Raw genomic sequence first — 26339 nt, forward strand, 5'->3', positions numbered from 1 at the left:
CTAGTTAGCCTCTGAATTTAATTGGGTGCCAACACTAAACCAATCGGCACGTGAATTAAGAATGTCAGCGACCGACAAGGGCTTTTTATTGGGGAGTTGCATTGTTTCAACAATTAAGCTGCCGTCGGCTGTTGCAATGACAATGCCGTGCTTATCTGCTTGAGTAATAGTGCCGGGCATGGCATTGTTTGGTGTCGTGTCATACCGTACTTGCCACACTTTAATGCTACTTTGTTGGTGCTCGAAATAACTCACTGGCCAAGGATTAAATGCACGTACTTCTTGCCATAACTGTTTAGCGGATTTATGCCAATCTAGTTTAGCTTCTTCCTTTGACAGTTTCTCGGCGTAATTGACCAAAGACTCATCTTGTTTTTCAGCAGGCAGCATATCTTGGCTTAATTTTGCTAAGGCATCAATTAATGCATCCGGTCCTTGGAGAGCCAGCTTTTCATATAGGCTTGCTGAGGTATCAGTATCTTCAATTGGCAGTGATGTTTTAAGTAGCATGTCACCGGTATCTAAGCCAATGTCCATTTGCATAATAGTCACACCGGTTTCTGTATCGCCAGCCCATAATGCGCGTTGAATAGGTGCAGCACCTCGCCAGCGTGGCAAAATAGAACCGTGAACATTGATACAACCTAAGCGCGGCATGTCTAACACCACCTTAGGTAAAATAAGACCATAAGCTACTACCACCATAATATCGGCGTTTAGGGTAGCAAGTTCTGCTTGGGCGTCTTCAGTACGCAATGAGGGTGGCTGAAAAACGGCAATGTTATTTTCAACCGCTAATTGTTTCACTGGACTTGAGGTCAGCTTTTTGCCACGCCCAGCCGGTCTATCTGGTTGAGTGTAAACGGCACAAACATTGTGCTCTGATGAGATCAGTGCTTGTAAATGACGCGCAGCAAAATCTGGCGTACCAGCAAAAATAATGTTTAACGGTTTCAAATTCAGTCCTATGCGTCTTTAGCGGCGATACGAGCTTCTTTTTCAAGCTTGGTTTTGATGCGTTGGCGCTTCAGTGGCGATAAGTAATCCACAAATAGCTTACCTTGTAGGTGATCCATTTCATGCTGGATACAAATCGCAAATAGCTCGTCTGCTTCCACTGTAAACTCTTCACCATGGCGATTAAGCGCCTTTAAGGTGATATGCTCGGCACGGTCTACTTTAGCGTAAACACCCGGAACAGAGAGGCAACCCTCTTCGTTAGCAAAGTCGCCATTTGAGGCGACTATTTGTGGGTTAATGAAGATTGTTGGGCGTTCAATTTCGTCCTGCAGGTCCATAACAATTAACTGCTGATGAAAATCAACTTGAGTCGCTGCTAAACCAATACCTTTTTCGTGGTACATTGTTTCAAGCATGTTATCGATTTGTGTTTGCAATTCTGAGCCAAAGTCGCTCACAGGCTTGGCTACAGTGCGTAAACGCTCATCCGGAAAACGTAAAACATTAAGTAATGACATATATAAACTCTTAACAAGTCTGACAAATTTTAGCTAGTTAGCTATACTGACGGTAGAAAATAGGATAATTTTAATCCTTACCGACCTTCAATAACAGTAAAAAGCTCAATTAAAGGGCTTAATAACATGGACAACACCATGAAACGGATATTACTACTTGCTTTTATAACATTGAATATCTTTGGATTAAATGCAGATACACTGACTTTAAAAGCGGGACATCCCGACACATATGTCGTTAAAAAAGGCGACACGCTTTGGGATATATCAGGGTATTTTCTCCAAGATCCATGGCGCTGGCCTACATTGTGGGGGGTTAATCCACAAATTGCTAATCCTCATTTAATTTATCCTGGCGATCGTCTTACACTGGTTTTTATAGATGGTCAGCCACGTTTAGTTAAAAAACAACATATCAAAAAGGGCGTGGAAGGGCATATTCTGCCCAAAGGTGGCGCAATTCCGGCAATCGACTTAGCGCTCATTGAACCTTATTTAGTGCAAAATCGTGTAGTTGAACAAAGCTGGTTAGATTCTCAGCCAATGGTATTAAGCGGTGAAAGCCCTTCTAAGCATCATATTCTTAATGATGTTATTTATGTCAATGCGAATATGCCAGTAGGTCAAAAGGTCGCTATTTATGAACATGGACGTGAATTTTTAGACACCCAAACCGGTGAGTTGCTTGGCCGAGAAATTATTCTGAGTGCCAGTGGTCGTGTAACGGCTGATGGCGATATTTCAAAGGTGAAGATACTGAGTAATTTACGTGAAACTGAAGTGGGATATTCGGTTATTCCTGTTGAAGATGACGCGTTAATGTCTGCCTACTTCACCCCTACAGCTGCAGAGCTAGGTGTGCCAGCCAGTGTTATTGCTACCGTAAGTACTAACCGTGAAGCAGGTAAGCTGGAAGTGGTTTATCTTGATAAAGGATTAGATGCGGGCGTTAAGCCTGGGCATGTTTTTGCTATTTATCGTGATGGCGAGGAAGTGGTAATAGGCAGTGATGGTCAGCCTGTACGGGCAATTGAACGTACATCGTATGACAAAGTAGTCGCTCATTTTTCAGATGATAAAGTATTTAAGGTACCTGACGTTTATCACGGTAATCTAATGGTTTTTAAAGTCTTTGATAAAACCAGTTTAGGTTTGATTATGATGAGTGATCGTCCTGTTAGAGTAAAAGATAAATTGGTTACGCCAGCCAATTTGACCTTTAAAGGTGAATAATTTCTGATAATCTGGTCGACTGGTTAGTTGTTTCTGCAGTATCCGGGCTAGGACCCGCTCGGATTAAACAATTATTAGTGCACATGGATGTTGAAGAGTTAAGGCAAAGGCTGCAATTTGAACCTGATGCCTTACCGCTTTCTTCTCAATCTTTGAGGGCGTGTAAAATCGATTTAGATAAAGTCGATAGCGCCCTCGACTGGCTTGAGCAAGCTGATAATCATCATCTTATCTGTTTATCTGACCCTTTATATCCTCCACTGTTACAGCAAATATATGACCCTCCCTCAATTCTTTTTGTCAAAGGGCAAGTAAACGGATTATTACCGCCTTCAATCGCTATAGTGGGTAGTCGTAATATGTCATTACATGGCGCAGATACGGCCGCCAGTCTCGCTCGTGGCCTTTCTTGTTCTGGGTTTAGTATTACCAGTGGGATGGCTGCGGGTATCGATGGTGCAGCGCATAAAGCTGTGGTGGCTAATAATGGCGTGACATTAGCAGTATTGGGTTGTGGGGTAGATGTTGTCTATCCTAAAAGGCACAAATCGTTATACGACAATATTCAGCAAGATGGCTGCATCATTAGTGAGTTTTGGCCTAAAGTGAGTCCGGTAGCGGGGCATTTCCCTAAACGTAACCGCATAGTCAGTGGGTTGAGTTTAGGGACTGTTGTTGTTGAGGCTGCGCGTAAAAGTGGCTCACTGATTACGGCTCGATTAGCAATGGAGCAAAACCGCGAAGTTTTTGCTGTTCCAGGGTCGACGGTGGCGGGATATCATCAAGGTTGCCATGATTTAATTAAAAATGGGGCAAAACTTGTGGAGGATGCTGCCGATATAATAGAAGAATTAGGGTGTTTATCTGAGTATCACCTTGTACAATTGCATCATCGTCACCATATACAAGCAAGCGAAATGAGTAATTTGCCATTTCCTTCGCAGTTAGCTAGTCTGTTAACAAGTGTAGGGTATGAGACTACAACAGTTGATGCAGTAGTCGAGCACAGTGGAAAACCGATAGATCTGGTGTTAGTAGAATTGCTTGAACTTGAGTTACAAGGGTGGGTTGCAGTAGTGCCCGGTGGTTACGTCAGACTAAAGAGGAGTTAGCCATGTTTGATATCCTCATGTATTTATTTGAGAACTATGTCCATAGCGAAATAGAGTTATTGGTTGATGAAGATGAATTAACCAAGGAACTGACACGTGCCGGTTTTCATCAGGTCGATATTATTAAAGCCTTGGCATGGCTTGAACGTTTAGCGGACTTACAAGAAAGTGATAAACCGTATTTATGTAACCATGCACAGCATTCTTTCCGTATTTATACTAAACAAGAGGCAGCCAAGTTAGATGTGCAATGTCGCGGCTTCTTATTGTTTCTAGAGCAAATCCAAGTCTTAAGTGTTGAAACCCGAGAAATGGTTATCGACAGGGTTATGGACTTAGATGAGCCGATATTGGTATTGGAAGATTTAAAATGGGTGGTATTGATGGTGTTATTCAATGTCCCTGGAAATGAATCCGCTTATGAACAAATGGAAGATTTAATCTTCGAGCAGCCAGATGGCCATTTGCATTCGTAGTGTTGCTAAGCATTAAATAAAAAGGAGGCTATGCCTCCTTTTTCGATCCCGATAGGGTAAAATTGTTCTAATTTAGATAAAGCCTATTCAAATCAAACATAACAATTAGATGAGTCATGTCAAAAATTGATCAACAATTATTTACTGCCCATGAGCATGCTTTAGAAAAAGAGTATGAACTCTGCCCAAAGTGTGGCTGCGAGTTATCGCTAAAGCATAGCAAACATGGCAGTTTTGTTGGTTGTAATAATTATCCGACATGTGATTATACCCGGCCTTTAGTACAACACGAGTCGATAGAGACCCAAGTGATTGCTGGTTCAAGTTGCCCTGAATGTGGGCATGAATTGGCGGTTAAATCAGGGCGATTTGGTATTTTTATTGGTTGTACTCACTACCCGGAATGCCATCATATTGAAAAGCATGATCACAGTAATGAAGCGGAAGCGATAACATGTCCACATTGTCAAAAAGGACAGTTAGAGTCGCGTACTAGCCGCTATGGGAAAACGTTTTTTGCCTGTAACGCTTACCCAAAATGCAAATATATTGTTAATTACCCGCCTGTTAATGAGCCGTGTCCTGATTGTGGTTTTGGCATTTTAGTCGAACGCAAAGGGGCTGCAGGCTATCGTTTAGAATGTCCTCAAAAAGCCTGTAAATACAAACGGTCACTATAATTTAACTTGTGTTAAGGATTAATCATGTTGCAATTGCAACCCGATGCTGTAGTTAACGTTATTTCTAAAGGTGGCGTAATTGCTTACCCAACCGAGGCTGTATTTGGATTAGGCTGTGATCCCGATAACGAGATTGCTATACAAAAACTACTCGATGTAAAGCAACGGCCATGGCAAAAAGGACTAATCTTGATTGCCAGTCATTATGAGCAATTAGCTAACTATGTCGATGAGTCTCAGTTAACCTCAGTTCAGCTTGAGTTTGTGCTGTCTAAATGGCCTGGTCCATTTACGTTTGTAATGCCCATTAAGTCGAATGTTTCATCATTATTGTGTGGCGAATTCTCTTCTATTGCCGTTAGGGTATCAGCGCATCCTACTGTGCGAGCCCTTTGCGACACGCTGCACAAACCGTTAGTATCAACCAGTGCTAATCTAGCTGGAGAAGCGCCCGTAATGCAAACAAGGCAAATTTTAACCGATTTTAACGGCAAAATAGATGCGCTGGTGCTGGGAGCATTAGGCGAACAGCACCAACCTTCGACTATTATTGATGCACGCACTGGACACGTTATTAGAAATGGAAACTAATTTTATGCAAAAAGGCTCAGATACCTTAGTTGTACCTAATGTAGAACAAGTAAAAACATTTTTATTGTCACTTCAGCAACGAATTTGTCAGCGTTTAACTGCGCTTGATGGTAAGTCAACTTTCAATGCTGAGTCTTGGAAGCGTGAAGAGGGTGGTGGCGGCACCAGTATGGTGTTAACTCAAGGTAACGTATTCGAACAAGCTGGGGTGAACTTTTCTCATGTTATGGGCGCGGCAATGCCTGCGTCGGCAACTGCACATCGTCCTGAATTAGCAGGTAGAAGTTTTGAGGCTATGGGAGTGTCATTAGTTATTCATCCAAATAATCCTTATATTCCAACAACCCATGCTAATGTGCGCTTTTTTATTGCCAGTAAAGAAGGTGCAGATCCTGTGTGGTGGTTTGGTGGTGGATTTGATTTAACGCCTTATTACCCGTTTGAGCAAGATGTTGTTAGTTGGCATCAAACTGCACATGATTTATGTCTGCCATTTGGTGAAGACGTTTATCCTAAATATAAAAAATGTTGTGATGAGTATTTCTTCTTACCCCATCGTAATGAAACTCGTGGTGTCGGTGGATTGTTTTTTGATGATCTGAATGAGCCAGGATTTGAACAAAGTTTTGCGTTTATGCAAGCTGTGGGTAATGGTTTTATTGAAGCCTATGAGCCTATTGTTGAGCGTAATAAGGCATTGGAATACCAAGATGAAGAAAGACAATTTCAGCTTTATCGTCGTGGACGCTATGTTGAGTTCAATCTAGTTTATGACCGAGGCACTTTGTTTGGCTTACAAACGGGGGGGCGCACAGAGTCTATTTTAATGTCTATGCCGCCTTTAGTTCGTTGGGAATATGGCTTTACGCCAGAAGCGGACACTCCAGAGGCTGAATTATATGAGTACTACCTTAAACCGCAAGACTGGCTAGGGCTGAACAAGTAAGTGTTAGCTATTTACTGATTACGCATGTGATCAGCTAAAGTTGAAATAGCCTGAATAATCGCCTGACGATGTTCAGGCTTTTTTATACATTTATCAATAGCTGCCCGCATACAAATTAGCCATTGGTCACGCATAGACTCATCTATTGAAAATGGCATATGTCTGGCCCGCAGTGCCGGATGACCATATTTTTGTTGATAAAGTGGTGGTCCGCCGAGCCAACCAGTTAAAAATTCATATAGCTTGGCTTCAGATTCTGCTATTGGTGCGCGATGAAGTGCCAGTAGTGTTTGAGTTTCTGGTCGTTGTTGCATTTGTTGATAAAATTCATGGGCAATCGCTCTTATCACTTTATCACCACCAATTAAATCATAAGCATTAGATTGCTCAGCATCTCTGTGATGATCTACTTGCTGTTTTTCGAAAATTTTCTTCAGCCAATTCATTGTGATACCGTCTATTTGTTTGTTAATTATTATATATCATTTAATCTTTTTCTTACCAGTAACAACCAATGACAACTTTGGGTTAATGTTTTGAAACGATTTAGTTAAATCTTTTTATGTTGTTTGTTCGACTATCTTGCTAAATTGACCTCAATTTCAAAGGAGAACAATAATGACTAAGATGATGCCATCTTTAGTGATGATTGCTGTCACTGCTGCCCTTATGGGATGCAACCAATCAGAAGCTCAAGATCCAAAAGTAACAATTAATAAAAATCCTTATCCGAGTACTTATCAAGCCTTACCCAGTAAAAAAACGATAATCAAAAATGCAACAGTGTTAACTGGTACTGGTGAGAAAATCGAAAATGCTGACCTGATTATTATTGATGGCAAGATTAGTGCTGTTGGGCAAAATCTAGTTGCAGATGACGCCACTGTCGTCGACGCGAAAGGCAAGTGGGTCACTCCTGGTATTATTGATGTGCATTCTCATTTGGGGGTTTATCCTAGCCCTAATGCTGAGTCGCATAACGACGGTAACGAAATGACCAATCCTGTGACGGCGGAAGTATGGGCTGAACACAGCGTATGGCCGCAGGACCCCGGCTTTAATCGGGCTAGAGAAGGTGGCGTAACCACGATGCAGATCTTGCCTGGTTCAGCTAATTTAATCGGTGGTAGAGGTGTGACATTAAAAAATGTCCCATCTGAAAGCATGCAAGGCATGAAGTTTCCAGATGCGCCCTATGGTTTGAAAATGGCCTGTGGTGAAAACCCTAAGTCGCTTTACGGTAGCCGCAATGAACCACCGATGACACGTATGGGCAATATGGCGGGTTATCGCCAGGCGTTTATTGAAGCGACTGAATATAAGCGTGCTTGGGATAAGTATGAAGCCGATTATGCTGCAGGAAAAAATGCCGTTGCACCTAAGCGCGATTTAACCCTAGATACTTTACAAGGAGTGTTAGAAGGTGAAATCCTGATTCATAATCATTGTTATAAAGCCGAAGAAATGGTGATGATGATTGATTTAGGCAAAGAGTTTAACTATCACTCTGGCACATTCCACCATGCAATTGAAGCTTACAAAATTGCCGATACGTTAGCTGAAAATGGAAACTGTGCTGCTATGTGGCCAGACTGGTGGGGATTCAAGTTAGAAGCATACGATATGGTACTTGAAAATGTTGCCATTGTTGATGCTGTTAAAAACTCCTGTGCGGTTGTGCATTCAGATTCTCCTGTCACGATTCAACGCTTGAATCAAGAAAGTGCCAAAATCATGCACAATGCAAATGCCAATGGTTTTAATTATACAGAAGAACAAGTCATTAGCTGGATTACGACTAACGCTGCTAAGTCTTTAGGCATTGCCGATAAGACAGGTTCATTAGAAGTAGGTAAGAACGCTGATGTAGTTATTTGGAACGTAAATCCGTTTAGTGTCTACGCTAAAGCTGAGCAAGTATTTATTGATGGTGCAAAAGTCTTCGATGATAAAGATGCGCGCTATCAAGCTCAAAGTGACTTTTTACTTGGACAGGAATAAGGCCAATAACATGAAGAAAATGACAAAAACGTTACTTGCCTTATCGATGGCAAGTGCCATGTTAGGTACATCGGGTTTGGCGTTAGCTGAATCATTTGCAATTACTAATGCCACTGTACATACAGCCACAGAACAAGGCGTACTAGAAAACGCTGTAGTTGTCGTTAAAGATGGCATTATTACTGCGGTAAATACGGCAAATAGCCTTGCAGCATATGAGGTCGATAAGGTTATCGATGCCAAAGGGGGCGTTGTTACCCCTGGGTTTATAGGTTCGATGAACATACTGGGTCTAGTTGAAATCAGTGCGGTAACTGAATCTGGCGATGCTCAAGATAAAAAAGCGGATATTACTTTTGATCCTAGCTATGCCTACAATCCAAAAGCCAGCAGCATAGCGTTTACTCGCAAAGGTGGCATTACCCGCAATGTTGTTACTTCAGGTGGTGGTGAGGATATCTTTGCTGGTCAAACATTTGTTATTGATTTAACAGGTGGGTGGGATAGTGTTAAACAAACTAATACCGCAGTATTTGTTGAGCTAGGCGCTAACCATGAGGGATCTCGAGCGACGTATTTACAGCAATTAGTTACTCAGCTTGAAAAAGCGCAAAAGTCACTTGAAAAGACCGCTAAAGGCAAAAAAAGTAAAGATAATGAAGACGCTGAGCCAGAAGCCGCTGACGAAATTATCAATCAGTTACTTGCAGGGGAAAAGCCGCTTATCGTTGCCGCCGATCGTGCTAGCGACATGTTAGCCGTGCTCAAAATTAAACAGCGTTTTAAGCTAAATGTTATCTTTGTTGGCGCAGCGGATGCGGTATTAATTGCTGATGAAATTGCTAAAGCCAATGTGCCGGTGATTATTGATGCAATGCGTAACTTACCTGAAAGCTTTGACTCTTTGCATAATGATTTAAGCAATGCGGGCAAATTAAATGCCGCGGGTGTCAAAGTTATATTATCCAATATAGGCGATAGCCATAATGTGTATAGCCTACGTTATAGTGCAGGCAATGCCGTTGCTAATGGTATGGATTATAATGCGGCTTTAGCATCAATGACGGCAAACGTCGCAGATGTGTTTAACATCGACAGCGGTAGAATTGCTGAAGGTAAAGTTGCTGATATTGTTATCTGGAATGGAGACCCATTCGAATACAGTAGTCATGTAGTCAAAATGTACATTGATGGAAAAGAGCAAAGTACGCAAAGTCGTCAGGACAAGTTACGCGAACGTTACACCACACCATCTGACTTACCGCGTGGTTATACAAAGTAAATCCAATTGAGTATGAACATGCTGTATTAGAGAGAAGATAATTGATGACCGATTTATATGCCGTATTAGGTAATCCGATTGCACAAAGTCAATCACCGTATATTCATAGTGAGTTTGCTAAGCAAACCCAGCAAAATATGAGTTACCAAACAATACTTGCACCGGTCGATCAATTTGAGGAAACCCTGCGCACCTTTATAAAAAAAGGTGCGAAAGGTGCCAATATCACCGCCCCGTTTAAAGAGCAGGCTTATGCGCTTTGTGATGAACTCAGTGAGTTAGCTCAATTAGCGGGTGCGGTGAATACGTTGACGTTTACTGAAGATGGTAAAATATACGGCGATAATACCGATGGGGTGGGGCTGGTAAATGATCTTGAAAAGCAGTTCGGGCCACTCAAAGATAAGCATGTATTATTAATTGGAGCTGGTGGCGCTGCAAGAGGGTGTATATTGCCAATTTTACAGCATCATGTTGCTCAATTAGTTATCTGTAATCGAACTCATGAAAAAGCACAACAGTTGCAAACCTTGTTTTGCGATTATGGTAACTTTTTTGCTAAACCGATTGAGGAAATCCAGTCACCATTTGATTTAGTGATTAACTCAACCTCAGCAGGTTTATCAGGGCAATTAATATCTCTGCCGAGTGTTATTATCGATGAAACAACAGACTGTTATGACATGACTTATAGTCAGCATACTACGGTCTTCAATCAGTGGGCCAAAGACCAAAACGCACATCAGACAGCTGATGGTTTAGGGATGTTGGTTGGTCAGGCAGCTAAAAGCTTTAACCTATGGCGTGGAGTTACTCCTGATACCGATTCTGTTATGGAAAAACTGCGACAGTCACTTGCTCAAAAGGTGTCGAGTTAATGAATCAAAGTGTGATTTTTACCGATCAACTCTATATGGAAACAAATCAAGTGAGATTTATTGCTCAGCAGCAGGGAATGCATATTAACTGTTTTGCAAGCTTTGCTGTAATCAGTGCGCTTTGCGACCATCAAGTGGTTAATGAACATAACGCGGTTCACTTGTTTGAACAATGTCGATTTGATTTAGAAGATAAAGCCGAAGCGCTGATTGAAAAGGAAGCTTTCAGTGATAGTGGTGACATATTGCTACTATTATAATGGTGCAACTTAAATAGGCTAATTGAGTTTTTAGCTTAGTTTGTTTTTGATGCTGTTTTTTTAAACTCCTTTTGACTGTACATATTGTTGTCTGCTTGCTTAAACGCACTCTCCCAATCTTGCTCATACTGTGCAAGACCATAGCTAAAATGAATTGCAGGTGTTAACTGCGTTAGTTCATCTTGCATTTTTGTCATTTGTCTCATCAATATTTCAATTGGGCCATGGCATAACGCGACAAACTCATCACCACCATAACGAGCGACTAAAAAATGTGGATGCCACATTGACTTTAGCGAGTTAGCCAACATTTTCAGTGCATCATCACCCGCTTGATGCCCATGTTGATCATTTAATGGTTTTAAGTTGTCCATATCCAAAATAATGATGTAACTCCCTAAATTGGGATCATGTTGCCATTGCAGAACGGCAGCATCAAATTTTTTACGATTATAAAGTTCGGTTAATCCGTCATTATTAGCCAAACTTTCTATTTCTTTCGACTTCTGATACAACGAAATCGCGTTAGCGGCCTCGGATGTTAAAATATTGACTAAACTAATATCGTAGTCCCCAAAAGTTCCCGCCTTAGTACTGTCTAAATTCATCATTCCATAAAGTTGTCCTTTAATCCTAATTGGACTGGATAATGTTGAACAAATAGGTTTTGTTGATGCATCTGGTAGAAAAAATGGGTCATCGTTTTTGGCGCTTTTAGCATTGATGTTACTAATGACAACCGTTTTATGAAAACGCCCCTTAGTTAAACGATATAGAAAGGTTTCTTTTAGCGTAAAGTTAACATTTTGCAGGGCATCCATATTTAGGCCTATAACGGAGGCAAACTGTAACCGATCAGTCATATTGTCTACCAATATAATACTGCCCATTTCTGCATCATCTACAGCGGATACCGCTTTTTGTAATAGTGCGTCTAGAAATGATTTTTCAGAGTCATACTTATTCGATAAATTAACTAACTCGTAGGTTGTATCATTGATATGGATAACCTGTTCCAAATGCTGCCAAAGTCGTAACATATTTTGCTTATATATGTAAAAGCTAATTGCATAGCTGGCCAGATACCCGCCAATAATCAACGTTAAGTATAAATAAGTTTGTTCAATAGCTGGGGTAAAAATGATAATAGTGCAAATAAGACACAGAGGAAGAGCGAGCAGCAGAAGATGTTGCTTAAAATCAATATAGGCGATGTGTTTATTGTTAATTCGATTTTTAGTTTGCACTACACTCATCCTAAGTAAAAAATGAAGTCCAGTAACCGATAAGGTGGGGGACTTTAAACGGTCTGTATAACGATTTTTCAATACTAAAGTGACAATCTTTGCTAAATATAGACTAGAGTCACGACTTATACACAACTAAGATATAATCATTTATTAATTGATACGATAAATAAAAGTGTTATAAGCATTAAGAGTTTAAATTAAATGGACCAAGCTTATATTGGCCCATATTAGGCTTCGTCATTAGCTCGACTGTTGTAAGTCCACTAAGTATTCATTTTTTAACCGAACATAATTATCAGCAGACTGCGGTAAAAAAGCACGTTCTGCATCCGTTAAGGCTCTAATCTGCTTACAAGGGCTGCCAACATACAAATAACCGCTTTGCAAAATCTTATTCGGTGGTACTAATGAGCCCGCACCGACAATGACATCATCTTCTACTACTGCACCATCAAGTAAAATCGCGCCCATGCCTATTAATACACGATGACCAATCTTACAGCCATGTAACATTGCTTTATGCCCAATGGTGACATCGTCACCTATAATTAAGGGATGTCCATCAGGATTAGCAACTGATTTACGGGTTACATGCAATATACTGCCATCTTGTACATTACTGCGTTTACCAATACGGATCTTATTTACATCACCACGCGCGGCCACTAATGGCCAAATACTTGCGTCATGGTCTAATTTTATGTCACCCACAAGCACGGCTGACTCATCAACATAGACATTATCAGCTAAATTAGGGTGGATCCCTTGGTAAGTTCTTACATTAGTAGACATAACAATCCTTATATATTCATGGTTTGAGACAGTATAATGCTTAAAAACTAGCTGGTCAGGCTAAATTATCCGCAAACAGGCCAAAAATAACAAATAACTTTTAAAAAGGGGTTGCGTGGTTTCAGAATCTCCCTATAATGCGCATCCACTGACACGGCACAGCGCGAAAGCAAAGTAGCGAGTTAGGTTGATTTGAAAGGATAAAAACTTCGGTTTCATCATCAAATCAACAGCGAAAAGAAAGTTTGAAAAAACACTTGACGCTGACAACAGGGTCTGTAGAATACGCAGCCCAAGCCAACGACCTAGCGTCCAACGGCGATGTTTGAAAAATTAACATCAACGCTCTTTAACAACTTAAACAAGAAATCTGTGTGGACATTCACAGGTATTGAGTTATTCGAAATTGCTTCTTCTTAGGGAGAGCAATCAAAAAATTTAAACTCAATGCAACGATGAATGTTCATAGCAATATGTACAAAAAGACTTTGTTAACTTCGGTTGATAAAGCAATCAGAATTCATTGAGCCGAAACCTTCGGGTTTCAAAAAAACTTTAATTGAAGAGTTTGATCATGGCTCAGATTGAACGCTGGCGGCAGGCCTAACACATGCAAGTCGAGCGGCAGCGGGAAGATAGCTTGCTATCTTTGCCGGCGAGCGGCGGACGGGTGAGTAATGCCTAGGGATCTGCCCAGTCGAGGGGGATAACAGTTGGAAACGACTGCTAATACCGCATACGCCCTACGGGGGAAAGGAGGGGACCTTCGGGCCTTTCGCGATTGGATGAACCTAGGTGGGATTAGCTAGTTGGTGAGGTAATGGCTCACCAAGGCGACGATCCCTAGCTGTTCTGAGAGGATGATCAGCCACACTGGGACTGAGACACGGCCCAGACTCCTACGGGAGGCAGCAGTGGGGAATATTGCACAATGGGCGAAAGCCTGATGCAGCCATGCCGCGTGTGTGAAGAAGGCCTTCGGGTTGTAAAGCACTTTCAGTAGGGAGGAAAGGCAGTAGTTTAATAAACTATTGCTGTGACGTTACCTACAGAAGAAGGACCGGCTAACTCCGTGCCAGCAGCCGCGGTAATACGGAGGGTCCGAGCGTTAATCGGAATTACTGGGCGTAAAGCGTGCGCAGGCGGTTTTTTAAGCCAGATGTGAAAGCCCTGGGCTCAACCTAGGAATTGCATTTGGAACTGGGGAACTAGAGTCTTGTAGAGGGAGGTAGAATTTCAGGTGTAGCGGTGAAATGCGTAGATATCTGAAGGAATACCGGTGGCGAAGGCGGCCTCCTGGACAAAGACTGACGCTCATGCACGAAAGCGTGGGGAGCAAACAGGATTAGATACCCTGGTAGTCCACGCCGTAAACGATGTCTACTCGGAGTTTGGTGACTTAGTCACTGGGCTCCCAAGCTAACGCATTAAGTAGACCGCCTGGGGAGTACGGCCGCAAGGTTAAAACTCAAATGAATTGACGGGGGCCCGCACAAGCGGTGGAGCATGTGGTTTAATTCGATGCAACGCGAAGAACCTTACCTACTCTTGACATCCAGAGAATTCGCTAGAGATAGCTTAGTGCCTTCGGGAACTCTGAGACAGGTGCTGCATGGCTGTCGTCAGCTCGTGTTGTGAAATGTTGGGTTAAGTCCCGCAACGAGCGCAACCCCTATCCTTATTTGCCAGCGAGTCATGTCGGGAACTTTAGGGAGACTGCCGGTGATAAACCGGAGGAAGGTGGGGACGACGTCAAGTCATCATGGCCCTTACGAGTAGGGCTACACACGTGCTACAATGGCGTATACAGAGGGTTGCAAAGCCGCGAGGTGGAGCTAATCTCACAAAGTACGTCGTAGTCCGGATTGGAGTCTGCAACTCGACTCCATGAAGTCGGAATCGCTAGTAATCGTGAATCAGAATGTCACGGTGAATACGTTCCCGGGCCTTGTACACACCGCCCGTCACACCATGGGAGTGGGCTGCAAAAGAAGTGGGTAGTTTAACCTTCGGGAGAACGCTCACCACTTTGTGGTTCATGACTGGGGTGAAGTCGTAACAAGGTAGCCCTAGGGGAACCTGGGGCTGGATCACCTCCTTACCTATACGACTAACTCAATACCTAAAGTGCAGAGATGCATGTGAGTGTTCACACAGATTACTTGTTAACTTCTTCGGAAGTAGAGTGAAACACACCGCTTGCCGGTTAAGTGTTGTTCTTTAACAATTTGGAAAGCTGATAGTACTAACTAAAGGCGCATAAATGATGATTCGTTGTCGTTTTTGTGATTAGGTTAGTGCGAAAATAATATTGATGTGAAAGCATCAGTATCTTGAGTTCTCAAAACACTGTTTAAGTGTCTTGAATATTCTAAAAACTAAGGCGAGTCACACTTCCTGGTCGGGAGTGAGACAAGTAAAAACCAGCTAGTTGCGATACAGTCCGATTAGTTCACGCAAGTGAAACTCATTTGGGTTGTATGGTTAAGTGACTAAGCGTATACGGTGGATGCCTTGGCAGTCAGAGGCGATGAAGGACGTAATAACTTGCGAAAAGCGTTGGCGAGCTAGTAATAAGCATTTGAGCTAACGATATCCGAATGGGGAAACCCGGCCACATAAGTGGTCATCATACAGTGAATACATAGCTGTATGAGGCGAACCTGGGGAACTGAAACATCTAAGTACCCAGAGGAAAAGAAATCAACCGAGATTCCCCTAGTAGCGGCGAGCGAACGGGGATTAGCCCTTAAGTCTATGGGGTGTTAGTGGAATGAGTTGGAAAGCTCAGCGGCACAGGGTGATAGCCCCGTACATGAAAACTAACCATAGATGAAAACGAGTAAGGCGGGACACGTGACATCCTGTTTGAATATGGGGGGACCATCCTCCAAGGCTAAATACTCCTGACTGACCGATAGTGAACCAGTACCGTGAGGGAAAGGCGAAAAGAACCCCTGTGAGGGGAGTGAAATAGAACCTGAAACCGTATACGTACAAGCAGTGGGAGCGGTTCTTGAGACCGTGACTGCGTACCTTTTGTATAATGGGTCAGCGACTTACGTTTTGTAGCGAGGTTAAGCGAATAGCGGAGCCGTAGGGAAACCGAGTGTTAACTGCGCGTTTAGTTGCAAGGCGTAGACCCGAAACCGAGTGATCTAGCCATGGGCAGGTTGAAGGTTGAGTAACATCAACTGGAGGACCGAACCGACTTATGTTGAAAAATGAGCGGATGACTTGTGGCTGGGGGTGAAAGGCCAATCAAACTCGGAGATATCTGGTTCTCCTCGAAAGCTATTTAGGTAGCGCCTCGAGCGAATACCATTGGGGGTAGAGCACTGTTAAGGCTAGGGGGTCATCCCGACTTACCAACCCTTTGCAAACTCCGAATACCAATGAGTACTACTCGGGAGACAGACAGCGGGTGCTAACGTCCGTTGTCAAAAGGGAAACAACCCAGACCGTCAGCTAAGGTCCCAAAGTGTATGTTAAGTGGGAAACGATGTGGGAAGGCTTAGACAGCTAGGATGTTGGCTTAGAAGCAGCCATCATTTAAAGAAAGCGTAATAGCTCACTAGTCGAGTCGGCCTGCGCGGAAGATTTAACGGGGCTAAACATACCACCGAAGCTACGGGTTTGCAGTTTACTGCAAGCGGTAGAGGAGCGTTCTGTAAGCGGTTGAAGGTGAAGGGGTAACCCACACTGGACGTATCAGAAGTGCGAATGCTGACATGAGTAACGATAAAGGGAGTGAAAAACTCCCTCGCCGAAAGACCAAGGGTTCCTGTCCAACGTTAATCGGGGCAGGGTGAGTCGACCCCTAAGGTGAGGCCGAAAGGCGTAATCGATGGAAAACAGATTAATATTTCTGTACCTCTGCTAACTGCGATGGAGAGACGGAGAAGGCTAGGCTAGCGCGGCGTTGGTAGTCCGCGTTTAAGGTAGTAGGCGGTGTTCTTAGGCAAATCCGGGAACACGTACTTAAATGTACACGTTGAGAGCTGATGACGAGTCACTAAGGTGATGAAGTAGTTGATGCCATGCTTCCAGGAAAATCTTCTAAGCTTCAGGTTAGTAGGGATCGTACCCCAAACCGACACAGGTGGTCGGGTAGAGAATACCAAGGCGCTTGAGAGAACTCGGCTGAAGGAACTAGGCAAAATGGTACCGTAACTTCGGGAGAAGGTACGCTGCTGTTGGTGATGGGACTTGCTCCCTAAGCTGACGGCAGTCGCAGATACCAGGTGGCTGCAACTGTTTATCAAAAACACAGCACTGTGCAAAATCGCAAGATGACGTATACGGTGTGACGCCTGCCCGGTGCCGGAAGGTTAATTGATTGGGTTATCGCAAGAGAAGCTCATGATCGAAGCCCCGGTAAACGGCGGCCGTAACTATAACGGTCCTAAGGTAGCGAAATTCCTTGTCGGGTAAGTTCCGACCTGCACGAATGGCGTAATGATGGCCACGCTGTCTCCAGCCGAGACTCAGTGAAGTTGAAATTGCGGTGAAGATGCCGTATACCCGCGGCTAGACGGAAAGACCCCGTGAACCTTTACTATAGCTTGGCACTGAACATTGAACCTACATGTGTAGGATAGGTGGGAGACTTTGAAGCTTCGTCGCTAGATGGAGTGGAGTCAATCTTGAAATACCACCCTTGTAGTTTTGATGTTCTAACTCTGGCCCCTTATCGGGGTTGAGGACAGTGCCTGGTGGGTAGTTTGACTGGGGCGGTCTCCTCCCAAAGAGTAACGGAGGAGCACGAAGGTTGGCTAAGTACGGTCGGACATCGTACGGTTAGTGCAATGGCATAAGCCAGCTTAACTGCGAGACATACACGTCGAGCAGGTACGAAAGTAGGTCATAGTGATCCGGTGGTTCTGAATGGAAGGGCCATCGCTCAACGGATAAAAGGTACTCCGGGGATAACAGGCTGATACCGCCCAAGAGTTCATATCGACGGCGGTGTTTGGCACCTCGATGTCGGCTCATCACATCCTGGGGCTGAAGTCGGTCCCAAGGGTATGGCTGTTCGCCATTTAAAGTGGTACGCGAGCTGGGTTCAGAACGTCGTGAGACAGTTCGGTCCCTATCTGCCGTGGGCGTTGGATGATTGAGGGGAGCTGCTCCTAGTACGAGAGGACCGGAGTGGACGAACCGCTGGTGTTCGGGTTGTCATGCCAATGGCATTGCCCGGTAGCTACGTTCGGAATCGATAACCGCTGAAAGCATCTAAGCGGGAAGCGAGCCCCAAGATGAGTCATCCCTAGAGCTTTAAGCTCTCTAAAGGGCCGTAGGAGACTACTACGTTGATAGGCAAGGTGTGTAAGCGTTGTGAGGCGTTGAGCTAACTTGTACTAATGACCCGTGAGGCTTAACCATACAACCCAGATGGGTTTTACTAACCTTAGTTGTTAGGATGGGACACTTAGACAGTGCGAACTCAAGAAGCTCTAATGAGCAATCAGCTTTCCGAATTATTATTTAATGCTAGTTAATAGCGTTAGATAAACCAAATTTGTCTGGAAACCATAGAGCTGTGGCACCACCTGATCCCATTCCGAACTCAGAAGTGAAACACAGTATCGCCGATGGTAGTGTGGGGTCTCCCCATGTGAGAGTAGGTCATTTCCAGGCGCCAAATAAAACAGCAAGGCCACTCTAATTGAGTGGCCTTTTTGTTTTGTATTGAGTCACTATTCTTAAGCATAAGTCATACAATTTACATTAAACATAGTGTGGCCGATATGCCCATGTGAGAGTAGGTCATTTCCAGGCGCCAAGTAAAACAGCAAGGCCACTCTAATTGAGTGGCATTTTTGTTTTGTGTCGAAAAATTATTCTTAAGCATAAGTCATACAATTTACATTAAACATAGTGTGGCCGATATGCCCATGTGAGAGTCGATCATTTCCAGGCGCCTAATTTACTCGCAAGAGTAGTGATAAGCCCGTTGCTAATGCAACGGGCTTTTTTACATCTGCAATTTATTGTGAATATGGAGGTATTTTGAGATGTTTGAGATTATAACGTCATTATTCAAGTCACGTTGATGCCAGCCAGCTCCGTCCATGATGGCTTCAGTTGCTCCCATTTCTGGGCATACTGCTTCGTAAAAATATGCTAATCCAAACCGTTACTACACAAATCTTGCTTCGTTTTGAAACCAATTATTAATGAGATCGAGTATCAGAGAACAGGGAATATTAAGGGTACTGAATCTGAAGGTTTTTAAAAGCGTCCTAAATTGATTCTGATTACCCTGGGTGACGAGAGTGAGAGGTTATCCATGACAATCTTGATTGATCAGAAAACGGTTTGTATTTGTTTGCATGACACGTAAAATTTAGACTAGATAAAGATGATTATATCTTGACTTGGATGGGCAGTTATCTAGTTTTTAAAAATGGCTCTGGCGGCCTTTAACATGTTGGTAAATGCTGTTCGAAAAAGATTCTAGTTAAAATAAAATCAAGTGAAGTAGCGCTGATTTTTCGGTGCACTTTTTTGATTGATAAGTACAACGACGTAGAGATTTTCAATTAAGAATAATTTATTTAACCTCAACTGGGGTTAAGAGATAGGCTCAACAAGCTGAAATCAACAGATTTAGCTTATTTTGTAGCAAGCTTGTCGTTTGTTTTGAAAACAAGGCGAATTAACACGTCCATAGCACGTACTCTTGTGTAAAAAATAACGCAGTTATCAAGACAAAGGGCTGTTTGGTAAGCGTTTATTATCCCGAACTGAGGTTATTTAGTTAAAAAGAACGGCAAGTAATGGTTTAACCATTTATTCTGCTTGATAAAATAAAGGACCAAACGTTTGCACGTTGGGTCCTTTATGTTCTGCAAAATACCCTTACTCAAGTATTTTTCGAATGGTATTAAGCGTCAGGTTTATTGCTTGTTGGAGCTGATTCTACATTGACTGTTTCTGGCTCAGTTTGGCTTTTTCTCTTACTGAAAATCCTTTCAACCACCACAAAGAACAATGGAATTAAGAAAATACCTAGGAATGTCGAACTCATCATGCCACCTAATACACCGGTGCCAATGGCGTTTTTACTGCCGGAACCGACACCAGTACTAATTGCTAATGGGACCACACCGAAGCCGAATGCTAATGATGTCATTAGAATAGGACGCAAACGCACGCGAACCGCATGCAGTGTTGCTTCGATTAATCCCGCCCCTTTGTCGTAGAATTCTTTAGCAAACTCAACAATTAAGATAGCGTTTTTAGTTGCCAGCCCGACGGTTGTTAATAGGCCTACTTGGAAGAATACGTCGTTAGGTAAACCACGGCCGTTCATAGCAAGCAATGCACCAATAACCCCTAGAGGTACGACTAATACGACGGCAAATGGCACCGACCAGCTCTCATAGAGTGCAGCAAGGACCAAAAACACCACTAGAATTGACAAAGCATATAATGCAGGTGCTTGGTTACCCGACAAACGTTCTTCATAGGACAGGCCATTCCACTCAACTCCAAACCCAGGTGGCAATTGTTCGACCATTTTCTCTATCGCAACCATAGCATCACCGGTACTGTAACCAGGCACGGTAGCACCTTGAATATTGACAGCAGGTAAACCATTAAAGCGTTGTAACTGTGGCGAACCAAAGTTCCAAGAGCCTGTCGCGAAGGCTGAAAAGGGCACCATTTCGCCCTCTGAATTACGGACATACCAAGTGTCTAAATCACTGGGTTGCATACGATATTTAGCTTCACCTTGTACGTATACCTTCTTAACGCGACCACGGTCAATGAAGTCATTCACATATGAGCCACCCCATGCGGTAGCGAGTACGCTGTTGGCACTGTTTATATCAATACCCAGTGCGCGTACTTTTGCTTGGTCGATATGAATTTCGTACATTGGTGCATCTTCCTGGCCATTGGGACGAACGCCCACCAAGCTTGGATTTTGTGCCGCCATACCCAGTAACTGGTTACGTGCCTCAATTAATGCATCATGGCCTTTACCGCTTCTATCTTGCAGATATAAATCGAAACCATTTGCTGTGCCTAACTCAATTACCGCAGGTGGAACAAACGCAAACACCATGGCTTCTTTTATTTGCATAAAGCGGCCCATTGCACGACCTGCGATAGACTGCACATCTTGACCTGGTTCTTCTCGTTCGGCCCAATCTTTTAAGCCAACAAACGACATCCCCATGTTTTGGCCCATACCCGCAAAGCTAAAACCTGCAACACTGAACACAGAGTTTACCGAATCGCTTTCCTGTGTTAGATAGAAATCATTGATTTCGTTTAACACTTTAACGGTACTTTCTTGGGTTGAGTTGGTTGGCAAAATTGCTTGGGTGAATAAAATCCCCTGATCTTCATCTGGTAAGAATGCAGTTGGCATGCGTAAGAAAATCCACGCTGTAGCAATAACTAGCACAAGATATATGCCCATCATGCGGAAACTGCGTTTAAGAATTTTAGCCACGCTCGCTTCATAGCGAGATGTCATGCGATCAAACATACGGTTAAACCAACCAAAAAAGCCGGTATTAATATGGGTATGACCTTTAGGTAATGGCTTTAACATGGTTGCACATAAAGCAGGTGTTAAAATCAACGCTACTAAAACAGACAGTGCCATCGCTGACACGATAGTGATTGAGAACTGGCGATAAATCACCCCGGTAGAGCCTGACATAAAGGCCATAGGCACGAATACCGCAGAAAGTGTTAAACCAATACCTACAAGTGCGCCAGTAATTTGATCCATCGACTTACGTGTTGCTTCAAGTGGGCTTAACCCCTCTTCAGACATTAATCGTTCAACGTTTTCTACTACCACAATGGCATCATCGACCAGTAGACCTATTGCCAGCACCATAGCGAACATGGTGAGGGTGTTAATAGAGAACCCTGTTGCCGACAAAATAGCGAATGTACCCAGTAGTACTACGGGTACTGCAATCGTTGGGATTAACGTTGCCCTGAAGTTCTGTAAGAACAGATACATGATCAAGAATACTAATACGATAGCTTCGATTAACGTATGAACCACACCTTCAATAGATTTCTCAACAAATGGAGTAGTGTCATACGGATAGTAAATTTCTAACCCTTCAGGAAAATAGGTTTTTAAATCATCTAAACGGTCGCGAATATTATTAGCTGTATCGAGTGCGTTTGCACCTGTTGCCAACTTAAAAGCTAGACCAGATGCAGGTTTACCATTATAGAAGGATTCAACCGCGTAGCTTTCGGCACCAAGTTCAACTCGAGCCACATCTTCAAGATAGACATTTGCGCCAGAAGAGTCTGATTTCAGAATAATACGTTTAAATTGTTCAGGTGTTTGTAAACGGCTTTGTGCGGTAACCGTGGCGTTTAACTCTTGGCCAGGCATTGCAGGTGAACCGCCTAATTGGCCAGCCGATATTTGAGCATTTTGCTCTCTAATCGCTGCCATTACTTCAATACTGGTTAAATTGTATTGGGTTAACTTTAGCGGTTCAAGCCAGATGCGCATTGCGTACTGTGCACCAAACAACTCGAGTTCACCAACACCTGGTACTCGACTCATAGGGTCTTGAATATTGGCAGCAACGTAATCAGAAATATCGTTTTTAGCCAGCGAGCCGTCTTCAGACACAAACGCCACAACCATTAAGAAACCCGCGCTGGATTTGTTAACGTTTACACCTTGTGATTGTACTTCTTGAGGTAAGGAGGTCATTGCCGACTGCAGTTTATTCTGCACTTGAACTTGAGCAATATCGGCATCGGCTTCGGCATTAAACGTTAAGGTAACAGTCGCGTTACCAAAACTATCACTGCTAGAAGAAATATAGCGTAAATGGTCAATACCTGTCATACGTTGCTCAATAACTTGAGTCACGGTATCTTCCATGGTTTTGGCCGATGCACCAGGATAAAATGCGGTAATGACTACCGTTGGCGGTGCAATACTAGGGTATTGAGCAATGGGCAGGCCTTTAATGGCCAGCACCCCTGCTAACATAATAAGAATTGCGATCACCCAAGCAAAAATAGGGCGATCGATAAAAAAGCGAGCCATAATAATGTCCTATTTTTGTGGAGTGTCTGCAGTTAATACCTGTGGTGATACCGCCGCACCGGGACGAATTTTTTGCAAGCCTTCTACAATTAATTTATCGCCAGCTTGGAGACCATCAATAATGCGCCATTGGTTATCAATTACTTCAGCAGTAGTGACAATACGCACTTCGACATTGTTATCTTGATTAACAATCATCGCCATTGCCTGACCTTTGGTATTACGAGTAATGGCGCGTTGAGGTACTAAAATAGCTTGTGGATCCGTACCTGTATCTAAGCGTGCACGCACATACATACCTGGTAACAGCACACCATCAGGATTAGGGAATTCAGCACGTAATGTGACAGACCCGGTAGCTTCGTCAACACTGACCTCAGCAAATTGCATCGTACCTTGCTGATCATAAGTGGTACCGTCTTCTAAAATCAGCGTAACAGTAGCATTGTCACTTTTTTGTAACTTACCCGCTTTTAGCTTACTTTTAAGGCGTAATAACTGCACACTAGATTGAGCAATATCAACATTGATAGGGTCTAATTGTTGAATCGTCGCCAAAGTGCTGCTTTGATTTGCGGTAACTAAAGCACCTGCAGTTACTGATGATTTACCTATGCGACCCGCAATTGGGGCTTTTACTTCAGTATATTCAAGGTTGATTTTAGCTGTGTTAATAGCGGCTTGCGCAACGGTTACAGATGCTAAGGCTTCTTTATAAGCAGCTTTTGCTTCATCAAAATCTTGTACACTGACCGAATTAGTTTTTACCAATGTTTGGTAGCGTGCCGCTTTCGCTTTAGCAGATTCTAAACCTGCGTTAGCACTGGCTAAATCAGCTTCTGCACTGACTAAAGCCGCTTTGTAGGTAGCAGAATCGATTTGATAAAGAGATTGACCTTTAGTGACCTCTTTACCTTCAACAAATCCACGTTCAGTAATAATACCAGACACTTGTGGACGAACTTCAGCTTCTAAAAACGATTTGCTGCGACCCGGTAGCTCTACTTGAATAGACTGCGACTGTGCTGTCACCACCATTACACCAACCGGAGTAGGTGGGCGCTCTTGTTGAGCCTGCGCTCCTTCGTCTTGTTTGCCACAGGCTGTTAACCATAACGTCGCAGTTATCACTGCGGCAATTTTCAATGCTTTGTGCATGAGAGCTCCTACTCTAATGTATCCACACACAACTAGGTTACTGTGTGAAAAAGGCTATTTCAATTCTAACTGTATATTTTGCTACGCAATTAACATTGCTCATAGAAACTATTCGCAAAGCCAATGGGCTAAATTGTAAATAAATACGTTAACCCGATTGATTGATAACTGTTTGTTAACGAATTTGGACCAAAAAACTTGTTTTATGAGTAATCTAACTAAAAATGTTTACTCAGTGTGTGATTAATTTAACAGCTATATATTGCAATTACACTGACCAACTAAGATAACCTTGTTGAAAGTTATTATAGTATTCCACTATTAATGGTTTATGTCTGTTAGCTCTTTTGGTTAGTTTTGCTTATTTTTATTGTAAAACAGGTATTTGTTGCGTTAATTTCGCTGAATTTTGTCATCAAAGATTATGTGCTTGTGGGGTTGCCATGCAAATCAGTCGGCCAAATTCAGGAATAATCAGCTCAACACGATGTTGTTTAGCAAGGGCAGTTGTCCGTTTTGTAAACGCAAGACTCTTGAGCATATTGCAAACATCAGATATTCCTTTTTGCTAATCTACAGCTTGGTTTTCGACACAATTAACCATTGAAATATCCCAATGGATATACTCATGATTAACAAGACTGGTACGACAATAATCAACATTTTCATTATTAGCCAAAAAGTAAACTATACGGTGTAGTTTATTTCGATCCAGTTGAAAAGTAAACTGGTCAGTGTAAAATAACTTTTATCAATTTTTTGAATATAAAGCGACATGGATACTGAAAAGAAAAGCCGCAGTCAGTTAAAACGACAAGCCATTATTGATGCAGCCAAGCGCACCTTTAAATCAATAGGTGTCGCAGCGACCAGTATGGACAAGCTAGCTGAAGAGGCGCAAGTGTCTAAACGCACGGTTTATAATCACTTTGCCACCAAAGAAGCCTTAGTGATGCACCTGGTGAGTGAATTGTGGCTTGACGCTATGGCACGTAATCAGGGTCAATATCAAGCCGACAAAGATTTACTGCAACAATTTACGGCCATTATTTTGACCGAAATTGAGTTTATTAATTCACAAGAACATATCGATATGGCCCGAGTCGCATTTGGGCACTTGTTTTACAATAGTGAAGACATGAACCGAGAGGTTGAGAAAATGAAGCTGCTTGAAACGGCGTTACTGCGCTGGATAAAAGCCGCCGTAAGCGATAATAAGTTAGCACTAACCGATGTTAATTTTGCTAATGAACAGCTAATGCACTTAATTAAAGGGCATTGTTTCTGGCCACAACTATTGGCTTATAAACCCTTACTCACCACTGAAGAACGTCAGCATCTGGCCGATGAAACAGCACAAATGTTTCTAAGCCGTTATCATGTAACAGCTTAATACCCATTATCACTTCTACAGATAATTATCACCGACGCCGAGTGAAATAATTCGGCTGATTTCAGCTAATGTCAGGCCTGACTCTTGTTGCCATGTATTGAATGCGGCTTGAGTTTGTTTAAGGCCTGTTTGTGAACTAAATCCAGCATCAACAACGTTTTTAGCTTTTAAATACCCTTGTACGTCGTTGGATAAAATGAAAGTATCTTTGCCAATCGAGCGTAAAAAATAAGCGCCAGTATTGCCGCCTAAACGAGTACCTTGTTTTTTCAGTAACTGCCATAAGCCAATAATGTCTTCGGTTGGCCAGTGGGCGATGAGTTCAGCAAAGCTGCCGTGTTTAGCCGCCAATGATTGCACCATATAGGCATTATCCATAATAGCCTGGGTCTTCTTTTGGTGGCGGATCAGTGTTGCGTCGGATGCCCGTTGTTGAATCTGCTCAGGTGATAGCATCAGCACTTTTTGTGGCTCAAAATCAAAGAAGGCTTTTTCATAAGCGGGCCATTTATTGTCGACTACGCGCCACACAAAACCACTTTGAAAAACCCGCTTAGACATAGCTGATAATAATTGTGCATCACTGTATTGGGCTATTTCACTACTGGATAATGTGTTGGGTAACAAAGCTTCAACAGCCGCCATTCCACCTTTGCGTTCACAGGCACGTAACACGATATCAGCAAATTTTTCTAGCTTAGCCACAATATGGTCCTCAGGTATTTGATTGTCATTTAGCGTTTGAGTTATGA

At 42.9% G+C, this 26339-nt stretch carries 19 protein-coding genes and 3 rRNA genes; 14 read left to right on the forward strand and 8 right to left on the reverse strand.

Annotated features, from left to right (window positions below; translation table 11 throughout):
• Positions 1 to 957, reverse strand: a complete 957-nt coding sequence (fmt, locus tag ACRWQL_RS10475) for a methionyl-tRNA formyltransferase (RefSeq protein ID WP_434930835.1) — start codon at positions 955 to 957, stop codon at positions 1 to 3.
• An 8-nt stretch (positions 958 to 965) separates the two neighbouring features.
• On the reverse strand, positions 966 to 1478 hold the full coding sequence (gene def, locus ACRWQL_RS10480) for a peptide deformylase (RefSeq protein ID WP_434949817.1): 513 nt from the start codon (positions 1476 to 1478) through the stop codon (positions 966 to 968).
• A gap of 126 nt (positions 1479 to 1604) precedes the next feature.
• Here def and ACRWQL_RS10485 point away from each other — a divergent pair, with 126 nt between their 5' ends.
• The 6 genes from ACRWQL_RS10485 to hemF all read left to right on the forward strand — a co-directional run bounded on the left by ACRWQL_RS10485 (position 1605) and on the right by hemF (position 6516).
• Complete coding sequence (locus ACRWQL_RS10485; RefSeq protein ID WP_434927648.1) at positions 1605 to 2711, forward strand: LysM peptidoglycan-binding domain-containing protein; 1107 nt, start codon at positions 1605 to 1607, stop codon at positions 2709 to 2711.
• A gap of 83 nt (positions 2712 to 2794) precedes the next feature.
• Complete coding sequence (gene dprA / locus ACRWQL_RS10490) at positions 2795 to 3823, forward strand: DNA-processing protein DprA (protein ID WP_434953362.1); 1029 nt, start codon at positions 2795 to 2797, stop codon at positions 3821 to 3823.
• A 2-nt stretch (positions 3824 to 3825) separates the two neighbouring features.
• Entirely contained in the window at positions 3826 to 4299 is a 474-nt protein-coding gene (locus ACRWQL_RS10495) for a DUF494 family protein (RefSeq protein ID WP_226412314.1), read from the forward strand.
• Positions 4300 to 4415: 116 nt separating this feature from the next.
• Positions 4416 to 4979 carry a DNA topoisomerase family protein gene (locus tag ACRWQL_RS10500; protein WP_434949819.1) on the forward strand — a complete coding sequence of 188 codons (564 nt, stop codon included), beginning with the start codon at positions 4416 to 4418 and terminating at the stop codon, positions 4977 to 4979.
• A 24-nt stretch (positions 4980 to 5003) separates the two neighbouring features.
• Positions 5004 to 5570, forward strand: a complete 567-nt coding sequence (locus ACRWQL_RS10505; protein ID WP_434949821.1) for an L-threonylcarbamoyladenylate synthase — start codon at positions 5004 to 5006, stop codon at positions 5568 to 5570.
• A gap of 4 nt (positions 5571 to 5574) precedes the next feature.
• Positions 5575 to 6516, forward strand: coding sequence for an oxygen-dependent coproporphyrinogen oxidase (gene hemF, locus ACRWQL_RS10510; RefSeq protein WP_434949823.1), 942 nt, complete (start codon positions 5575 to 5577; stop codon positions 6514 to 6516).
• A gap of 11 nt (positions 6517 to 6527) precedes the next feature.
• On the opposite strand, the gene ACRWQL_RS10515 is transcribed toward hemF, so the two are convergent.
• A complete protein-coding gene (locus tag ACRWQL_RS10515; protein ID WP_434949825.1) occupies positions 6528 to 6962 on the reverse strand; it encodes a group II truncated hemoglobin in 435 nt (144 codons plus the stop codon).
• A gap of 172 nt (positions 6963 to 7134) precedes the next feature.
• Between ACRWQL_RS10515 and ACRWQL_RS10520 the strand changes: the two genes are divergently transcribed.
• The 4 genes from ACRWQL_RS10520 to ACRWQL_RS10535 are packed head-to-tail and all read left to right on the forward strand — an operon-like array spanning position 7135 to position 10937.
• Positions 7135 to 8517 carry an amidohydrolase gene (locus ACRWQL_RS10520; RefSeq protein WP_434949827.1) on the forward strand — a complete coding sequence of 461 codons (1383 nt, stop codon included), beginning with the start codon at positions 7135 to 7137 and terminating at the stop codon, positions 8515 to 8517.
• Positions 8518 to 8527: 10 nt separating this feature from the next.
• Positions 8528 to 9799, forward strand: a complete 1272-nt coding sequence (locus ACRWQL_RS10525) for an amidohydrolase family protein (protein WP_434927642.1) — start codon at positions 8528 to 8530, stop codon at positions 9797 to 9799.
• Positions 9800 to 9843: 44 nt separating this feature from the next.
• On the forward strand, positions 9844 to 10677 hold the full coding sequence (gene aroE, locus ACRWQL_RS10530) for a shikimate dehydrogenase (RefSeq protein WP_434949829.1): 834 nt from the start codon (positions 9844 to 9846) through the stop codon (positions 10675 to 10677).
• Complete coding sequence (locus ACRWQL_RS10535) at positions 10677 to 10937, forward strand: DUF1488 domain-containing protein (protein WP_434949831.1); 261 nt, start codon at positions 10677 to 10679, stop codon at positions 10935 to 10937. The genes aroE and ACRWQL_RS10535 overlap by 1 nt, the downstream gene beginning before the upstream one ends.
• Positions 10938 to 10972: 35 nt before the next feature.
• Here the strand turns inward: ACRWQL_RS10535 and ACRWQL_RS10540 are convergent, their stop codons facing one another.
• Together ACRWQL_RS10540 and ACRWQL_RS10545 are read right to left on the reverse strand one after the other, a co-directional pair.
• On the reverse strand, positions 10973 to 12184 hold the full coding sequence (locus ACRWQL_RS10540; protein ID WP_434949833.1) for a diguanylate cyclase domain-containing protein: 1212 nt from the start codon (positions 12182 to 12184) through the stop codon (positions 10973 to 10975).
• Between the two features lie 243 nt (positions 12185 to 12427).
• The gene (locus ACRWQL_RS10545) at positions 12428 to 12979 is read right to left on the reverse strand and encodes a gamma carbonic anhydrase family protein (RefSeq protein WP_434930840.1); all 552 of its coding nucleotides are present in this window, start codon (positions 12977 to 12979) and stop codon (positions 12428 to 12430) included.
• Positions 12980 to 13535: 556 nt separating this feature from the next.
• On the opposite strand from ACRWQL_RS10545, the gene ACRWQL_RS10550 reads away from it, so the two are divergent.
• The 3 genes from ACRWQL_RS10550 to rrf all read left to right on the forward strand — a co-directional run bounded on the left by ACRWQL_RS10550 (position 13536) and on the right by rrf (position 18619).
• Positions 13536 to 15080 (forward strand): 16S ribosomal RNA (locus ACRWQL_RS10550).
• Positions 15081 to 15461: 381 nt separating this feature from the next.
• Positions 15462 to 18364: ribosomal RNA gene (locus ACRWQL_RS10555) — 23S ribosomal RNA — on the forward strand.
• Positions 18365 to 18503: 139 nt separating this feature from the next.
• Positions 18504 to 18619, forward strand: a 5S ribosomal RNA gene (gene rrf / locus ACRWQL_RS10560).
• The 16S, 23S and 5S rRNA genes sit together here, the layout of an rRNA operon.
• Positions 18620 to 19868: 1249 nt before the next feature.
• On the opposite strand, the gene ACRWQL_RS10565 is transcribed toward rrf, so the two are convergent.
• Together ACRWQL_RS10565 and ACRWQL_RS10570 are read right to left on the reverse strand one after the other, a co-directional pair.
• Positions 19869 to 23036, reverse strand: coding sequence for an efflux RND transporter permease subunit (locus ACRWQL_RS10565; RefSeq protein ID WP_434949835.1), 3168 nt, complete (start codon positions 23034 to 23036; stop codon positions 19869 to 19871).
• 9 nt (positions 23037 to 23045) lie between these two features.
• Complete coding sequence (locus ACRWQL_RS10570; protein ID WP_434927566.1) at positions 23046 to 24194, reverse strand: efflux RND transporter periplasmic adaptor subunit; 1149 nt, start codon at positions 24192 to 24194, stop codon at positions 23046 to 23048.
• 775 nt (positions 24195 to 24969) lie between these two features.
• On the opposite strand from ACRWQL_RS10570, the gene ACRWQL_RS10575 reads away from it, so the two are divergent.
• Positions 24970 to 25587 (forward strand): TetR/AcrR family transcriptional regulator, encoded by a 618-nt coding sequence (locus ACRWQL_RS10575; protein WP_434949837.1) that lies wholly within the window; start codon positions 24970 to 24972, stop codon positions 25585 to 25587.
• Positions 25588 to 25602: 15 nt separating this feature from the next.
• Here ACRWQL_RS10575 and ACRWQL_RS10580 read toward each other — a convergent pair whose 3' ends face one another.
• The gene (locus tag ACRWQL_RS10580) at positions 25603 to 26292 is read right to left on the reverse strand and encodes a DNA-3-methyladenine glycosylase I (RefSeq protein ID WP_434949839.1); all 690 of its coding nucleotides are present in this window, start codon (positions 26290 to 26292) and stop codon (positions 25603 to 25605) included.
• Between the last annotated feature and the right edge of the window lie 47 nt (positions 26293 to 26339).

This window comes from Shewanella sp. HL-SH4, from assembly GCF_051164845.1.
GTDB lineage: Bacteria > Pseudomonadota > Gammaproteobacteria > Enterobacterales > Shewanellaceae > Shewanella > Shewanella glacialimarina.

Coding starts and splice junctions, on each gene's coding strand:
- ACRWQL_RS10520 (WP_434949827.1), top strand. CDS start 7,135: ATGACTAAGATGATGCCATCTTTAGTGATGATTGCTGTCACTGCTGCC.
- def (WP_434949817.1), bottom strand. CDS start 1,478: ATGTCATTACTTAATGTTTTACGTTTTCCGGATGAGCGTTTACGCACT.
- ACRWQL_RS10565 (WP_434949835.1), bottom strand. CDS start 23,036: ATGGCTCGCTTTTTTATCGATCGCCCTATTTTTGCTTGGGTGATCGCA.
- ACRWQL_RS10515 (WP_434949825.1), bottom strand. CDS start 6,962: ATGAATTGGCTGAAGAAAATTTTCGAAAAACAGCAAGTAGATCATCAC.
- ACRWQL_RS10505 (WP_434949821.1), top strand. CDS start 5,004: ATGTTGCAATTGCAACCCGATGCTGTAGTTAACGTTATTTCTAAAGGT.
- hemF (WP_434949823.1), top strand. CDS start 5,575: ATGCAAAAAGGCTCAGATACCTTAGTTGTACCTAATGTAGAACAAGTA.
- aroE (WP_434949829.1), top strand. CDS start 9,844: ATGACCGATTTATATGCCGTATTAGGTAATCCGATTGCACAAAGTCAA.
- ACRWQL_RS10500 (WP_434949819.1), top strand. CDS start 4,416: ATGTCAAAAATTGATCAACAATTATTTACTGCCCATGAGCATGCTTTA.
- ACRWQL_RS10570 (WP_434927566.1), bottom strand. CDS start 24,194: ATGCACAAAGCATTGAAAATTGCCGCAGTGATAACTGCGACGTTATGG.
- ACRWQL_RS10495 (WP_226412314.1), top strand. CDS start 3,826: ATGTTTGATATCCTCATGTATTTATTTGAGAACTATGTCCATAGCGAA.
- ACRWQL_RS10525 (WP_434927642.1), top strand. CDS start 8,528: ATGAAGAAAATGACAAAAACGTTACTTGCCTTATCGATGGCAAGTGCC.
- ACRWQL_RS10545 (WP_434930840.1), bottom strand. CDS start 12,979: ATGTCTACTAATGTAAGAACTTACCAAGGGATCCACCCTAATTTAGCT.
- ACRWQL_RS10535 (WP_434949831.1), top strand. CDS start 10,677: ATGAATCAAAGTGTGATTTTTACCGATCAACTCTATATGGAAACAAAT.
- dprA (WP_434953362.1), top strand. CDS start 2,795: ATGGATGTTGAAGAGTTAAGGCAAAGGCTGCAATTTGAACCTGATGCC.
- ACRWQL_RS10575 (WP_434949837.1), top strand. CDS start 24,970: ATGGATACTGAAAAGAAAAGCCGCAGTCAGTTAAAACGACAAGCCATT.
- ACRWQL_RS10485 (WP_434927648.1), top strand. CDS start 1,605: ATGGACAACACCATGAAACGGATATTACTACTTGCTTTTATAACATTG.